Here is a 15,558-nt window from a genome sequence, read left to right as displayed (position 1 = left end):
AAAAACGTTCAAACGGGGTAGGCTCGCCCTTAATACGATCTAGGCATTTGCCCAATTACGAATAGGGCAAGCCTCAATCAATCATCAAGGTGGTCATTGGCCTTGACAAGGCTATTTCAGCCATGTTCTTATCGGCGGCCTTAATAAATTCATTCCTATTATTCCTGCACCCGATTCCTATGTCATTCGATGACGAAAAACACTACGAATTGCGTATTTTGTTTGGCCCAATGTACGGGGTCGACTTGCTACTTCCTAAACAGGAATCGATCTTTGTATTCGTTGGCGCCGAAACAGCCCAATCACAATCAGCCTCGCAATTCGCGTCGAATGCACTGGTAATACCGCACCATAAGTCAGGAATCAACTTTAGAATCAGTTTTGATGGGCACATCAGCCATAGCGACATAGCGAATAAGGATGACACACCATTTGACATGGAGATGTCGTCGCAAAGGTCGACTGATCATGATCGAGATGTCAATGATGGCCTGCTTCGTTTCAGCGTCGAATGGATCAAAGGCAACGAAGTCACCGTCGAGGAAGGTGTACTCAACAGTATATGTCAATTCGAAGACATCGCATTTGCGATCCGACTCAACAATACACCATGGTCCGATGCTGTACGCCAGTTTCTGATCAAGTCGACAGACGAAAACGCAGCCGAAACATCCGAGGTGACTGCGGATTTGCTCGTGCCATCTGGCATGGGGCAACGTACCCGTCGCTTTACCGCTTTGGCTTGCATAGCGGTAGCGTTGCTCGTGCTTCCTTTGAGGTCATTGATAAGCTTCTTCGCCGACCATGCAAGGACGAAACAACTTGCCGCCGTGTTCGACACCGATACTGCGAGGAACGATTTGATCACGAGGGATGGCAAAGTGTACGTCATCGCGAAAACGCAAAGCGATCTAGAATGGGACAAGCAGATCGCGCTGCGTTTTCCTGCTGCACAACGACCGGTGGTGACCTCGGTTGACGATCTCCGGGAAAAATCGGAACAAGTGCTGGATCAGCACAATATAGATTATTTCACGATGCTTTTTCGCAACATAGACGAACCTGAATTAATTCTCGTCGCACATCAAGACGAGGACGAAGAAACCGTCAAGAAGAGAATAGCCGAAGTGACTCGCCTCCTAAAGGGCGTATTACCCTTTGCCAAGGGTTTACATATACGAGAAAAGACGCTTTCCAACGTGGCCGGAATCGCGGGGTCCAAATTGACCCAAATACCGGTAACATACTCGCGCATCGAATCCGGCGGCTATATTACATTTTTTATTAACGGTTACATCACAGATTACGCACTGTCCGAAGTATCGGATCTAGTGAAAGGTTTTTCGCATGACTGGGGTCAGCGAAAGGTCCGTTTCGGCCTTGTTCTAAAGACGACATGGCTGGATGGAAAATCTCGGCAGGTAGGTGAGGACGGTTATGTTCTCGTCGATCCAAGCCATTGGTACTTCAACCATACAATTAATGGAAACTAAAATGACAAGTAATATTTCTCCTATTTCTAACTCTCCGTCCGACATACTTTCGAATGATGGTGATATTAATACTTACATCTATGATATCGCCAAAGGCTTCCAAAACGGCGTAGGCAGCCTAGGCAGCGCGCTGACCGCAGCGCAGCAAGCACTGGAGGCTAACCCGTCGGACCCTGCGGCGCTGGCCTCGTATCAGGCTGTCCTGTCTGACTACACCATATTCCGGAACGCGCAATCGAGCGCAGTGAAAGCGATGAAAGATATCGACACGACTATCCTCGGCAATCTACGGTAACCCATCACCGGCCTCATACGATTTTCGCTATCGCATGAGGCCGGAGCGAAAGCTGATCCTTATGTTCAATCTTAAAGGCGTTATTCGATGCAAATTTTCCCCATGGTTGCTCCGTCATTCTCAGCAACCGACTTTCACAACGAACAGCACCTCGATATGGATTTGCAATCCGCCATGCGGAATCTGACCGACGACATGATTTCGGCGCGCCACCGGATCGATGCGTTCATGCAGACACCTGCCGATTATTCCAATCCTGCGGCACTGGCTGCCTTTCAGGTGGAAATGGCCAACTACACCGTCAACAATACGCTCGTAAGCGGTGTCGTAAAACGCCTCGCCGGTGGCGTCGAAACGCTAGTCAAAGGTTAATCCGCCGTGCGCGGTCTCTACAGGATACTATTTCTCATAAGCTTGTTCGCACTCTCCGGCTGCCACAACCGTTCACTGCTATCCGGGCTTACCGAATCGCAAGTGAACGACGTGGTGGCGATATTGCAACGTCATGGCGTGACGGCGATAAAGAATGACTTGGGAAAAGGCGTTTTCGAAGTAGATGTTTCGCGTGCCGATTTTCCGGCTGCTGTCGACCTGGTGCGGCGCTACAATTTGCCGACTCCGCCCGATTTGCAGATCAGTCAGGCGTTTCCCTCCGACAGCCTTGTTTCCACACCGCTCGCGGAGCATTCGCGCCTAATTTCCTATATCGAGCAACGGCTTTCGAACAATCTGTCAGCACTTAACAATGTTGTCAGAGCACACGTCAATGTCAGTTACCCGCTTACGGAGGATGTCGACAGCCCGCAGCGTATGCATGTCGCCGTACTGATAGTCTACAGCGGCGAGCTGGACAAGGACACATTGATCAGCAAAGTGAAGCGTTATGTCAAGAATAGTTTCGATCAGATCGACTATGATGATATCTCCGTGCTAGCCGAACAAAGTGCACCCATTTTCCGGGGTATGCCGCCATCCGCACCGCTGATCTCGTGGAGCACGGACTGGATGCATGTCTGCATGCAAGTTTCTGCGTTTGTCGGTTTTTTCGCGCTGCTCGCCGCGGGGTGGCTCGGGCTGACCTCGCGACCGTTCAGGACTCGCTGGTGGCGCGAGCGGCGCATCGATTCCGAACCCAGGCACGATCACGACAAATCACGCCCGCTCGGCGCGCAGCTGGCCAATAGTCCGCCATCCGGACCAGTCGATTTTTTTAAACGTTTTCGCAAGTCCCGAAAGCGCGATCGTGTTGAACCTTTCATCAAATGACAGATTTTAAATACCTGTTGAGGATCATGCTGGCTCCCGACGACTACCTGCATCCGGAGCGTGTGCCGATGACATCGGCGCAATGGTGCGCGCTGCCCAAGGCAGTGAGGAACACCATCCTCTTCGACACGTACGATTTGAGAACCACGTCGCCCGAGTCGATTCCGATCGACCCATGCACGTCCATCCTACTGCGTAAGTGGTACGTGATCCCTGATCTTTGCTTTCTGCTGGGCCTATTCAGTCAGCGCGGGGAATGGTTATCATCCAATCGATATCGGCAGCTTGACGGGCGATGCAAGCGCTTCATCGAATTGCCTCTGCCCCATCTCGCGGTCCCAGCATGCGTACTAGACGAAAATGTCGATCCGGTGGTCTGCGGGCTCGCTGCGCTTCGGTTTTTGATTCCGGCAATGCCACCCGTCATCGATGAACGTCTCCGACTGCTCTTTTCCTCACGAATCGAGGCCGAAACGGCCGCCCTTTCCTTACAAGTGGGACGAGCGTCACCGGAAGATTGCGGCAGATGGATTTCCATTACTCTTTTTTCAATGGCGGCACACTATGCGCAAAATCGTGCAGAAGGTTTATAACAAAGCGTCCGATAGCGAAGCACAGGTCGTCTATCGGCACGCAGCCCTGCATCGCGCCAATCGGCGACATGCACTAGAACAGGCTGCGAAAAAATCGGCCAGAAAGATCATAGAAGACGCCGAACACTACGCACATACGCAGTATGAGCAGGCGCGCTTCGAAGGCTATCGTGATGGCATCAGGCTTTTCGTCGACACGCTGATCGACGAAACCACGCATCTTTCTCAAACATATGCGTTGCAGCTCGAACAAGAACGCGGTGCAATCGCTCACAACGTGCGAAAGCTTTTCGAAGATTCGAAGACGGCCACAGCGTTGATCGAGGAGTACCTCGATACGCAGGATGCCGATTCCGATCGATCTGTCACCGTTTATCTTCCGAAATGGTGCAAACTCAGCCAGCTTTCGATCGATCATTTACAAACGAACAACGGAAGGCGTATCACGCTCACGACATCGCCCAATGATCACTTCGTAATCAGCAACGGACAATTTTCTGTTTCATTTGCGCCATTTTCCGCTTCGACAGATATTTGCTCGCGCGCAGTGCAACGCCACCAGCAACGTGTTCCGGACACAACGGCGAATATCGTCGAGGCACTGCTATCTTACGTCCAACAAATTAGGATATCCAATTCCCCATGATGATCAACCCGCTCACGATTGCCAAGTATGCACTGGCAAAGGCTCCATCCGCTGAGCCCCATCAGCCAGACGAGAATCTGGCAGAGGCAGCAAAAACAGCGATGCATGGTATAACGACTGATGAAATGAAAAAGTTCATGATGCAAATCATGATGACTGAGATGAGCCAGGACGACGATGCACCTGATGCAAAACCTAAACTCAACGCCGATACTGACATGTTCTGAGAAAGCCGGCAATGCATGTGCCTTATGTGCCGTATCCGTATCACACACCTTTCGCCGATTCCGTGCGTGGCGTGCCTGGCTGATTCTTGGTGTATGTGCAGTCGCATGGGCGAGCATGAGGCCTGCTTATGCCCAAGATTGCTGGACCCAGGCGGCCCGCACATACGGCGTCGACGCGAAGCTGTTGTACGTAATTGCTTCGCGCGAATCGGGATTGAACGCGACCGCAGTGAGCCGTAACAAGGACGGATCGTTCGACATCGGTATGATGCAGATCAACAGCCGATGGCTTCCATTCCTCCGGCGATACGGGATCGACAAGCAACGTCTCTTCGACCGGTGTACCAACGAAAGCGTCGGAGCGTGGATTCTAGCTGGAAATATCACACAATATGGTGCAACTTGGCGCGCGGTCGGCGGTTATAACGCGCATACATTGGAAAAACAACGAATTTATGCGCGTAAGATTTACGACAGCTACTATGCTGAACGCAGTCCGATCCCGATGAAACGCGCGAAAAAATCCTCGGCACGGAGCAGAGTGTCAAAAAACAGCCTGTGACGCTTCATCGCAAGAACTAGGTAGGTCTTTTACTTTGCACTGTTTCCTTGAAATACTGATTTGAGCTACTGAGACACAACATACATGTGAAATATATTGTGTCGTGCATCCTCACAGTTATAAGCAAGCGTGGCACTCTGGTTATGAGACCTTCTCATTCAATACGTGAAACGTCGAACGCGTCTGGCTGTATTATGGCAGTCGTTGAACGGTCCGGCGCTTAACATCGTTTGGGTTCTTCCGCGGAAAACGCACTGTAGCAAACATATTGCACAAGACTATCGCGATTGGATTTGATGACTGCCGCGATTTTCCGAGCATCACGTTGCAACGCTTTGAGCGCTTCTTTCCGATCCGGCGTATCGTTGCCGAGACGGACGGCACCACTATCGATGTCGGCGTCAGCTTGCCCTGATAGCAGTTTGCGATGCAAACGGATTCCGGCCTGGCAGAATGCTTTGAACCCGCTTAATGTGCTGTACCAGCGTGATTCTTCGACATCTTGGAACGCACTAGGCGACGAGGTGACTGGTCCCGTCGAATCCTTATTATCTGCGATCGGAAATACCAGCACATCGCTTCGTTTCGTACTCAGTGCTATCGCACGCATCATCTGAAGCATACGTTTAACCGCCATATCTTTGAAGAATGAGTCGGTAATGATCAATAGAGGATTATTAGCGTTGTTCTCACGCATGGAGGTGATGCGCTCGTCGTCAATAATCTTCCTATCATCCATGTTTGTAAATAAAATAATTGCATCCCTATTTTTCAAGAAATGGTTCGCATGCTCAGACATCGTCGCGATATCCCGGCGCCACGCCTGTACTTCGCGACCAGAAAAACACCTGCGAAATGTACGCCCCAGGTCGATCGCGAGTTGTTTATCGGTCATCGTCACATTGCGTTTGTGGGCTTCAATGCACAACAAACCGGCGAGCGCCAGCAACTCTTTGACTTCAGAGGTGTGTTGTATGTTGCGTAGTTTCTCGTCGGACCACGTCCGCAACGCGAATTCCGCTGCGGTGTCACATTCCGTAGAGGCCGACCTGGAGCACGGATCAACATCAGCTTCCTGCATCGATGACTGGGGCGGCTGCACCGGTGGCACGTTAGGCAAATTCATAGCAGCAAGCTTTTCTTCCTCAAAAATGCGCTGCTGTGTAAAAACGAGTCCCGGCGAAATCAAACGTTTTGATTCCTGCGTCGGATTTATATACTCTATGGACTTGGAAACGCGCACCGCAGCTACGGCACCAACAAGCGCTTCCACTGCCTTCGGCCTGACGATTTCTTCAGGGTTGCCGGCGATCAAACCCAATACTTTACTCACTACAGGCACGTCACTTTTTATAGATGATGGCTGCAAATCGACGCGAGCGTTCGTTGAATGGCGAAACGAATGGAGATTACGGATAGCGACATGGGGTTGATTCATGTCGGTCGCACTATTTCTTATGTTCGTAGCGGAAGCGATGGATTCGTAAGGCCGGCCATCAAACAGCGAGGTTCGTCGAATAGTGCCTATGCCACACGGCAACAACAGAGTCTGCGGTTGATACGAGCCGGCAGGCTCGGGATACGAGGACACTCTGCTGATTTTTTCTGAGATCAACAATCGAAACTTGCCTGGCACGCCGGATTCTATCGATTTATGGCTGGCACGAAGAATGGCTGGCCTACCAATGAATGCCTTGGTGACCGAGTAAGATCCGCGCGATGCGAAAGGAGATAACATGGTGGATGATTCCTTAGCTAAAAAACGAGCGATGGTATTATGACAACGGATGAAGATTTACCTTAGAAAATTAGGCAACCGCACTTTACAAATCTAACAAACGATACCCACTGGTGACCGTCAAGTGGCATCTTTTCTTTCCCAACCTCCATCGAAATATTCGCTCGATGGCGATGAGATGCCAGCCGATCCCAACATCCAATTGTTTCCACAATATCGGACCGCCGAAGTCGTCGACACGTCAATAGACAGGCTAAGCACCTCAGTCCTTGCAATAGCTCGACCTAATCAGTTCATTGTATCCATGCTTTCGCTCGGCGGAACTACGCCCGTGGTGGCGTTAGCCTCCTGCATTAATAACGAGGTTCGCGGCAACGTCACGGGAACTGCGGATGCCGTCTCAATAGGCGAACCCTTGTTGCTCGTAATGTTCAAAATATCCGTCAAAGAAACGATTTTTTTTCGCGACCCGATGGGCAGCGAGTTCGGTCGAGTGACTACAGCACGCGGCAACGACGAAATCTGCGGTTGATGCGAGCTTGCATGCTGAGGATGCGACGATACGCTACTGATTTCTTGTTTGCTAAACGATAGTGGCTGGAATTTACCTGGTACGCTGGATTCACTAGTAGCATAGCTTGAGCGAGTGACTAACCTCTCATTGGATTCATTGATGAGAGAGAAAGATGCATGCGAAGATAAAGAAAACGGCATGGTGGAAAATTCCTGAGTTATAAAAATTGTCAATTTTTAAAACGAGAAATGGCGCCCCGCCAATTAATAAATATTCATCTTGGTAAGCTGGGTGCGCGCGATAGCCAACTCCTGGCGCGCATGCATTGGCATCTTCAGCTATCCATCGTGCATCATCGAATATTCAAAAATTCCAGATGCGCTCATCGCCTTACTTTTCACTGCGATCATCGGACCAGCAAGATCGCCAGCGCAACGATAGACGACCGTGGGCACTGCGAGGCCTGCAACCGCCAAACGTATCAGTGATGCGGGACGCCGTTCGTAAGCATGCAGAATATCAGCCATTAATTTTACGCCGTTACAGCATCCTGTATTTTCCGATCCGATCATCGAACACGATCATCAGCACTATCCTTCTTAACATGAATGTAGAGTCGTATTTATAGTCGATTTCGTGACAAGCGACGATCAAAAATCGATCACTCCAATATCTATCATCAATTAAGGGCACTCTGATTTTTCCGCGCTATCGAAGCGGGGTTTGATACGTCCAGTGATACGCCCACATCTCAAGGCCGTGATTCGAAGGTGTCCATGAACAGCAAGCTGTATCCGGATGAGTTCAAGGTTGAGGTGGTCCGCCAGTGACCGATCGCGGGTCCAACGTAGCGGAGGTCGCCGAGCGGCTATGTGTCACCAGGCACAGCCTGTATGCCTGGCTGCGCAAGTCCGGCAAGTCCGGCGTCGTGCAGCGCGCCGAGTTGGACCACATCGCCAATGATCGCGCAAGCTCGTATTATTGCTCAACCATCTTGCCGCTCGCGCTTCCATCAAGCGCGAGCGGCGACATCGCAGTTCGTCAGTTAAAACTGCAAGTACTTTTCCTCCGACTCGAGCAATGCGGAGATCGCCGAACTCATCAATTGTACCAAATTATCGAACTCGCTGTTCATTCTTGAAAATTTTTCGGCGATACTTTGCGAAAGGTTCATCACGTTGTCCTTCTGCCCTGTAAATCCTGCATACCATGCATTGTATTGCGTAACGCTGATATCCCCGTTAGAGTAATTGGATAGTGAGTCCCTCATCGATTCCAGATTGCTTAGGTCCAACGATATCGACGTCGTGCCATCCGCATTCTGCGTCACGTTGAAATTCCCAGAGAGTTCCTGTTTCCAGTCACTCGCGGATAGCGAAGACGTGCCCGGCAAGGTAAGCGACCATTCTTTGAATGGTGCGCCCTCTTTCAGCATATCGTTGATCACACTTTTAAGATCGTCCGCCTTGAAATTAACCGTCGTTCCGTCTCCAGATGCTGTGACATATTTTGAAAGATTCGATAAGAGATCGGTGATAGACTGCACATACTGCATGTACTCTTGCAGCAGCGAGCCATAGGGATCGATAATGCCGGCCTTGGCATTGGAGGTCACTGTTTGCAAGCCGCCGTATACTGCTGCATCCGAACGGATCAGGCTGTCTATCTCCGCAGACACGTTGTCTGGATCTGGAACAGGAAGTGCGTCAAAGTCTATAATCGCACCGTTCTGAATCACGTTCACCCACTGCTGTTCGAGCGTATCACGTCCCGGCGCGCCCCACTCCGCAACCCATAAACCGGCTAACTCTTCTGCTGCAGCACCTACACCAGTGCTTTTGTCCGGTGGATAGTCTTTTTCCTTCCATGCATTGACATAATTCTGAAATACATTGATCGCATCAAGGAACTTCTGCGACGCTTTAACGGTGTAGCTCCCATCCGCATTTTGTGTAATCTTATAAAAACTCAAATTATCCGGCAGATTTTCGGTGACCTGATAGGTATTTTGCGAGGCCGCTTCGAGCTGCCTGAGCGATTCTTCGGCTTGTCTCAGCGAGACGGTGACTTTGCGTGTTACCGCCCCCCATATCGCATGGGCATCAGTTGCATCCGTGTGCAATTGCTCGATAAATTTCTCTCGCTTTTCCAAATCAGCCAGTGACGCCGCATTGATGCTATACGTTTGATAATTGCCTTTTTGTGGAAGGTTGACGTCACTTACGACGAACGTGTCCCCCAGCGACAGTGAAACGTAGGCTGGATTGATACCGGCGTTGATATAGAGCGGCTTGGCATACCTATGAGCAAACGCGTCAAGCTGCTCTTCGCAACTTTCTGGATCGCTCTCTCCATGTTCCGCGATATAAGTTTTTAGAGTCGCATAGTCTTTAGCATACTGCGTATAGAAGGTTTTCAAATCTTCCAGCGTATTGATGACGATTGCGTCCACCTGTGAAGGGGTGAGATTGGACGACGCAGCTCCACCGAGATGGTAACCCACGACAGAGGTCGTGGGGATTGATGCTGTCAGGTTGCTGATACCTACGGAAATATTCGAGATCGCATCAGCACGAGCCTCGGATTGCATCTTCAACGCAAACGCGAGGTTGTGCGCATTTCCCGTTGCGGCGTCGTTAACCACACGCTGCACGATGTCACCCGCTTTACCGAGCGACGTCATATCCAACTCCCGCAGCTCGTCGGCATCGGGCGGCAGCAGCCCTACTGCAACACGCGTAGCCTCGCGAAGCACGTCACTCACTCTGCCATTTGATTGCAGGTGCTGAACTGGCGCAATGTCATCCGAGTGATTGGCACCACTTGTGTGTGGTGCATCGGCCGACGATTTTATCGTGGCGCGTACCATAGCATATGGTTCGCTTGTGGGGGTCGCGCGTTGAATCATGCTTTCCAACGGTTTCATTGAGACTGTTCTCTGGGTCTGATCGGAAATTTTTTTATAGCTGCTAGCTCCCGGTCTTGGCGCTCAAAAAACGTGCATCTGCATAGTCGATTTAGAGCCTGTTCAAAATCTTCCGACTCTGTGCGAAAGTGGGCGGATGAGAAAAGTTAGCCCATTGCCATCAGTGGTAAGCAGTTCGAGCAAGTGAGGCTGCTGCTGGAAGAAGCCCGGAAGAAGATGCGGCCCCGGACGGTGGACCTGTACGAGGTCTTTTGCGCAGTGTTGTATGTGCTCAAGAGTGGTTGCCCATGGCGTATGCTGCCGGAGAGTTTCCCCAAATGGCGTACGGTGCATGCTTACTTCCAGATCTGGAGTGAAGAGGACGAAGAGGGAGTGAGCCTGCTGTAAAGGGCGCTCAAAAAATCAGGTTGGCACGGCTAGCGCGAGACAAGGGCGCAGCGCCCTCAGCGGGTTCTTGTCGTGGACGCGCAGAGCGTGAAGAACTCGGATACGGCTAGGCAAAAAGGCGATGATACCGGTAAGAAGGTGCCGGGGATCAAGCGCCATATCGCAGTGGATACGCAAGGCTTGCCGCATGCCGTGGCAGTCACAACGGCCGAGGTGACCGATCGCAAGGGCGTCCTCAAAGCGTTCGCTCGTTGCAAAGCTGGTCTAGGCAAGGTGCGGAGCGTGCTGGCCGACAGCGGCTATGTGGGTCAGCCCTTCGCTCTGGATATCCAGGCGATTCTGGGCGAACACGTCACGGTTCAGATTGCCAAGCGCATACGTTCAAGGTCATGCCCCAGCGATGGGTCGTCAAGCAGTTTGGCCTGGTTGGAGAAACACCGAAGGCTCTGGAAGAACTACGAGCGCAAGCTCAACACCAGTTTGCAGTTCGTCCATCTGACCCTTCAGGCATCAATGCTCTGGAGATTGTGAACAGACTCTTAAAACCCAAGATTCGAGAACAGTTTGAGCGATAATTGATAGCCAATGTGACTGACATTGTTTTACCAATTGTATTTCTCCAATACAGAAGAAATAAGGTCATGCCGCAATCTGTGACTGAATACCGCAAAACTACCGGAAACCACATAAACTGGAAAAATCAAAAGCAGGCAAGTCAAAAACAGCAGGATGAACGCGTTCAACAGATGGCTGCTCAGCCCGGAAACCATGCAGGAAACAGACAAAGACATGATGCCATTCATGCTGCGGTACAGTTACTTTCTATACTTAGCTCAGTACAGAACACATCTGCAAGTCCCGCCATCACACCCAGGAGGGCTGATGAGCTATCTACTGAAGCAAGAATAACTCGCGCCGGTAATTTAGAATTGAAAAGAAGGGTTGAACGCGTCGTTAACCGGGAGGTCAATAGAAACGCCAGGCAGCATTCTTCGACGGGAAACGCACCGGGAACACAGCGTGGACAACCCAACTTCGCATTTTCAAACGCGCGACCAGGGTCAATTCCTGAGAAATCCATCACTTTTCCAGTCCACTCAGCAGGAGCGAACGCCGCCAACCTCTCCGGGGACATCATTCCGGAACGTCCTACCTCAGCACAGGACACACAGCCAGCGTTAAGCTGGCTTACGCCCGATACGACAGCGGAATCGCAGGATATGGCAAGACTGATTCCTGCCACAGGACATCCTCTTGCCAGACGCGCCAAACGCGATATCGAAACAGAAGACCATTCTGCAGAAAGCGCTGCTGAAATCATGCGGCATCAGATCGACTCCGTTAGGACTTTATTATCTCGTGCCGGACTTCCACATGACTCGCCAGTCAAAGGTAACAATATCCCGTTTGTCAACAGCGTTGTCCGCTACTTATCGAAATTCCCATCCCGTGCGTCGAAATTAGCACAACATCTTTTCCGAATAACTCACGAATACGGAGAGAGACGTAATGAGACGCTGAGTGAATCGCGCGTACAAAGTAAGATTACTGACTGGCTATCCACATTAACCTTTGGCAGTCCGGCCGAAACGTTTGTGAATGACCAACTTTCCGCATTGGTGCAAGAAGGCAACGCGGGTACCCCGCCATACGTGGAAAATTCACGTATCCGCTTGCAATATCTTATCGGCGCTACAAATCGCTGGCTTTCAAAGCCAGACACGCTCACTAAGAAGTACTTTATTGAGAAATTACTTGATGTGATTGCACCTGCCATCATGTGGCAACCTACGGACTATGAGACGTTTGGCCGTACTGAAATTTGTAGCCTCGAATGGGGATATATGCATGCTGCACTACGGTTTGCCAAGGATATCGGACTGGACACTCATGAATGGGCGATGCAGGATGCGATAGATATTGGGCAGGCACTCGCAACGCTATGTGATGAAGCTGTGGTCCCCTCAGAGTGGCAGGATTATTTTTTACTGCCAGCTCAGCTGCATTTACTTCGAGAAGGCAAAGAAGTTACAGGGAATTCAAACCCGGATGCATCAGTACCGGACATATCAGTGCGAGAACAAGTATCGCGCGAAACAGCACTTCGACTATTTTTCACAGCCCGAAAGGCCGAGCGTCAACGCAATGATCCCTTTATACGACTACAGGAAAGTTTAGAAAATTTTAAAACGCGCCCGGCACTTGCCATGGCCATCCTGCAGGAAAGGTGCCCAGGCCTCGGAACCGAGAAAGACTATGAAACGAAGGCTGATCTTTATCTTGATGCGGATGAACATCGCTGTCTGATTCTTCCGCGCGGGGCAAGTTTCACTGATCCCCGACGCAAAGTCATCGAATTACCGCGGATCAATGATGAATTCGCCGCACAAAACAGGCGGATCGCCGAACAACTCGGCGATGTTGATCGGATCTTACTCCCTTTGGCTTTCACACAACTGAGCGCTGAAGAGTCAGCGTTTATTGAGCACGCTGAAGTGCATAAAGCTGAAGCAACGTTCTCTGCAGCACATGCTATAAGGCATACACTTATAGGAGGAAATCGCCATGCCATTGAAGGGCTTACTAAACGCATGCCGCAAAAACTTGAACTTTTCTCGGCTAAGCATGGTGGCGAGGAGCGTATCTATGCGCTCTATCCAAAGCAAGGCATAGGCTACTCTTTGAAACGAGTGGATAGGAATCAAGATTTCTATCTTAACCTCTACGAGGAGATCACCGGCATTTCACTTCGACTCGACAATGATTACCGCCTACGCGTCACAACGTTGAGAGCTGCACTGAAAGACAGTGCCTCGGATATCAGCGTCTTATACAACGCGATCCGACAAAAGCATGAAAATCAGATCCAAGAAGAGCTACATGCATATGGTTACGCAAAAACTACCTATGAAAAGGTCACAGACTTCGCCTTAAGCCTTATTCCTTTCTATGAATGTGGAAAAAATATATACCAAGGCAAAATTGAGGAAGCAGTAATCCCCTGCACCGTCGATGTGCTCGGCCTGATACCACTAGCAGTGCCGGCCGGACGAGTAGTCATGAAATTCGGTGAAGCCTTGAGCTTCAGTGCACTGAGGGCATTACGCCAAAGCAGTGCCCACAATATCGTCAGGCAAATGGCATTAGCCGGTTCGGAAACACTCACCGCTGGCTCAGTAGCTGAACTCGCCACAGGTGCCGCGCGCGTCTTCGACCCCGGTATAGAGTTGATCGCGGCAGGGGGAAAAGCAGGTATGCGAAGAGCTCAGAAATTTTTAACTGCACTGCGTGATATCTATCCGGGCGCTGAAAAGGTCGCAACGGCTCTCGCCCACCGGGCCGATTTGTTGGTCGAGCCGGCTACCAGCGGCATAGTGAAAGGCCAGCTTCCCGGGCTAACTCACTCCTGGGATGTAGTCAAGATAGGGCAGAGAAAAGGAGAAGACGTTTTCGTTCGGGTCATACCTCAGACAGGCGACAAATTCGGGAAGAAATACTACCGTAACGTAGACGGTGAGCTTCGGCCTGTTTATCCGGGGTTAGGCGAACGTTTACATGTGATGCGCCAGCAAGGGTTGGGCGGGCGAGGCTCTAAAGTTGTAGCGCGCACTTGGGGGCGAGTGCGCGCCTTGGGGGCGAGACAAGATGCCGCCGGACAAGCAGAGCTCGGTGATCGCCTTGATCCTCATGAAGTCGATCCACTACGCGCCCCCGCACAACCTCAAGAAAGCGAGCAACTACCCGCACCTACACTATCTCAGGAAGGTGAGCAACTACTCGCGCCTGCATCACCTCAAGCGATCTATGCCAATGAGATAGGCGGGGGAGCACCACACGATCCGCTCCCCAGTAATCTTGAACTGCAACAGTTGCCTTACGATGCCCTTGAACAGATTATTTTGCGTTGCGACCTTGACACGCTGGTGAATCTTTCCAAAACCAATAGGCAGTTGCATGAAGCGGTATCTAATGTTTTTAAACAAAATTGGAAAGACAAAAAAGGTTCTTCCGCAATCCAGGCTATAACTCAAAATAAATCCGAATTGCTTCAGTTTCTTTCCTCACAGAATGTCAGGATCGATGAAGTTTATGTAAATATCGGCACCGAAAATAGAAGTAAACCTCTTCTTGCTTATGCACTCGAGCTCAATCTTGATATAGAGAAATTTAAGCTAATTTTCGATTTAGTTGATAAAATCAACGGAAAAATCCTTCCCAATCCGAAGTATCCCTGGAAAGGGTACGAGCAGTATTTATTAGAAGCAGCGGTCAGGGCAAACAATATTAATGCAGTGATAGCTTTGCTGAATTATGAGCGTTATGAGATCCCGCCAGAACACGCAGGCATCTTGCAAGCCGCGGCCGAAGTAAAAAATCTAGACATGTTCAGATACCTTTTGGATAGTGGGAGGTTCGATATCAACTCTGGCGGCAGTAATGGATGGACCGTGCTACGAAATGAATTACTTAACAGGGGGAATGCTGATAACGCCATATTTCAATATATCCTTTCACGAAATGACATCGAAATGAACGACGCGTATGTTTTTGCAAACCGTTCTCTTAAGAACCCAGAGAAGTTCCGACTTTGGATAGCAGATCCTCGTGTTGACGTCAATATTGAAATTCCAATAGGAAACGAAAACGGGTTTGGGACACCACTCAGCTTTTCCATACTTCACGCGCTGGAATCCCCAATCAGCTTGCCTACATTCGATTTATTAGTCGCCGAGCCACGTGTCGATGTACTGAAAACATCGCTTTGGCTGGATGGCACCCGGCGCACACCTGAGCAGGTTCTTGACTATTACGTGCAACGTTATGAGAATTTGAATGATGACGTCGTATCTCATATCCGACAGAAGCTACATGATCGCGTGGAAGCCGCTGATGCTTTATGAAGCCTGTGAT

At 50.4% G+C, this 15,558-nt stretch carries 13 protein-coding genes and 2 pseudogenes; 12 read left to right on the top strand and 3 right to left on the bottom strand.

What is annotated here, in order from left to right; translation table 11 throughout:
• The first annotated feature begins 89 nt into the window (after nt 1-89).
• The 8 genes from XalbCFBP2523_RS01435 (at nt 90) to XalbCFBP2523_RS17310 (ending at nt 5,082) form a co-directional block, all read left to right on the top strand.
• A complete protein-coding gene (locus XalbCFBP2523_RS01435; RefSeq protein WP_146084007.1) occupies nt 90-1,493 on the top strand; it encodes a PrgH/EprH family type III secretion apparatus protein in 1,404 nt (467 codons plus the stop codon).
• Between the two features lies 1 nt (nt 1,494).
• Nucleotides 1,495-1,788: a type III secretion system needle filament subunit SctF gene (gene sctF / locus XalbCFBP2523_RS01430; RefSeq protein WP_012915996.1), complete on the top strand. Its 294-nt coding sequence runs from the start codon at nt 1,495-1,497 to the stop codon at nt 1,786-1,788.
• Between the two features lie 87 nt (nt 1,789-1,875).
• Nucleotides 1,876-2,160 carry a type III secretion system inner rod subunit SctI gene (gene sctI / locus XalbCFBP2523_RS01425; RefSeq protein ID WP_146084006.1) on the top strand — a complete coding sequence of 95 codons (285 nt, stop codon included), beginning with the start codon at nt 1,876-1,878 and terminating at the stop codon, nt 2,158-2,160.
• Between the two features lie 6 nt (nt 2,161-2,166).
• Nucleotides 2,167-3,054, top strand: a complete 888-nt coding sequence (gene sctJ, locus XalbCFBP2523_RS01420; RefSeq protein ID WP_080928082.1) for a type III secretion system inner membrane ring lipoprotein SctJ — start codon at nt 2,167-2,169, stop codon at nt 3,052-3,054.
• Nucleotides 3,051-3,647, top strand: coding sequence for an oxygen-regulated invasion protein (locus XalbCFBP2523_RS01415; RefSeq protein WP_012915993.1), 597 nt, complete (start codon nt 3,051-3,053; stop codon nt 3,645-3,647). The genes sctJ and XalbCFBP2523_RS01415 overlap by 4 nt, the downstream gene beginning before the upstream one ends.
• Entirely contained in the window at nt 3,619-4,293 is a 675-nt protein-coding gene (locus XalbCFBP2523_RS16195; protein ID WP_146084005.1) for a hypothetical protein, read from the top strand. The genes XalbCFBP2523_RS01415 and XalbCFBP2523_RS16195 overlap by 29 nt, the downstream gene beginning before the upstream one ends.
• Nucleotides 4,290-4,520 (top strand): hypothetical protein, encoded by a 231-nt coding sequence (locus tag XalbCFBP2523_RS01405; protein ID WP_012915991.1) that lies wholly within the window; start codon nt 4,290-4,292, stop codon nt 4,518-4,520. Before XalbCFBP2523_RS16195 ends, XalbCFBP2523_RS01405 begins: the two co-directional genes overlap by 4 nt.
• Before the next feature lie 115 nt (nt 4,521-4,635).
• The gene (locus XalbCFBP2523_RS17310; RefSeq protein ID WP_045765723.1) at nt 4,636-5,082 is read left to right on the top strand and encodes a lytic transglycosylase domain-containing protein; all 447 of its coding nucleotides are present in this window, start codon (nt 4,636-4,638) and stop codon (nt 5,080-5,082) included.
• 220 nt (nt 5,083-5,302) lie between these two features.
• On the opposite strand, the gene XalbCFBP2523_RS01395 is transcribed toward XalbCFBP2523_RS17310, so the two are convergent.
• Nucleotides 5,303-6,820, bottom strand: coding sequence for a hypothetical protein (locus XalbCFBP2523_RS01395; RefSeq protein ID WP_146084004.1), 1,518 nt, complete (start codon nt 6,818-6,820; stop codon nt 5,303-5,305).
• 124 nt (nt 6,821-6,944) lie between these two features.
• On the opposite strand from XalbCFBP2523_RS01395, the gene XalbCFBP2523_RS01390 reads away from it, so the two are divergent.
• Complete coding sequence (locus XalbCFBP2523_RS01390; RefSeq protein ID WP_146084003.1) at nt 6,945-7,352, top strand: hypothetical protein; 408 nt, start codon at nt 6,945-6,947, stop codon at nt 7,350-7,352.
• 320 nt (nt 7,353-7,672) lie between these two features.
• Here XalbCFBP2523_RS01390 and XalbCFBP2523_RS16190 read toward each other — a convergent pair whose 3' ends face one another.
• The gene (locus tag XalbCFBP2523_RS16190; protein ID WP_146084002.1) at nt 7,673-7,861 is read right to left on the bottom strand and encodes a hypothetical protein; all 189 of its coding nucleotides are present in this window, start codon (nt 7,859-7,861) and stop codon (nt 7,673-7,675) included.
• A gap of 249 nt (nt 7,862-8,110) precedes the next feature.
• Between XalbCFBP2523_RS16190 and XalbCFBP2523_RS01385 the strand changes: the two are divergent.
• Nucleotides 8,111-8,283: pseudogene (locus tag XalbCFBP2523_RS01385) on the top strand (transposase); the annotation flags it as partial.
• Between the two features lie 96 nt (nt 8,284-8,379).
• On the opposite strand, the gene XalbCFBP2523_RS01380 reads toward XalbCFBP2523_RS01385, so the two are convergent.
• Nucleotides 8,380-10,260, bottom strand: coding sequence for an IpaD/SipD/SspD family type III secretion system needle tip protein (locus XalbCFBP2523_RS01380; protein ID WP_080928080.1), 1,881 nt, complete (start codon nt 10,258-10,260; stop codon nt 8,380-8,382).
• A gap of 153 nt (nt 10,261-10,413) precedes the next feature.
• On the opposite strand from XalbCFBP2523_RS01380, the pseudogene XalbCFBP2523_RS01375 reads away from it, so the two are divergent.
• Nucleotides 10,414-11,178, top strand: a pseudogene (locus XalbCFBP2523_RS01375) (IS5 family transposase).
• A gap of 44 nt (nt 11,179-11,222) precedes the next feature.
• A complete protein-coding gene (locus XalbCFBP2523_RS16185) occupies nt 11,223-15,548 on the top strand; it encodes an F-box protein (protein ID WP_146084001.1) in 4,326 nt (1,441 codons plus the stop codon).
• Nucleotides 15,549-15,558: the final 10 nt, after the last annotated feature.

The organism is Xanthomonas albilineans, from assembly GCF_002939705.1.
Lineage (GTDB): Bacteria > Pseudomonadota > Gammaproteobacteria > Xanthomonadales > Xanthomonadaceae > Xanthomonas_A > Xanthomonas_A albilineans.
This window is presented reverse-complemented; position numbering and strand designations above follow the sequence as displayed.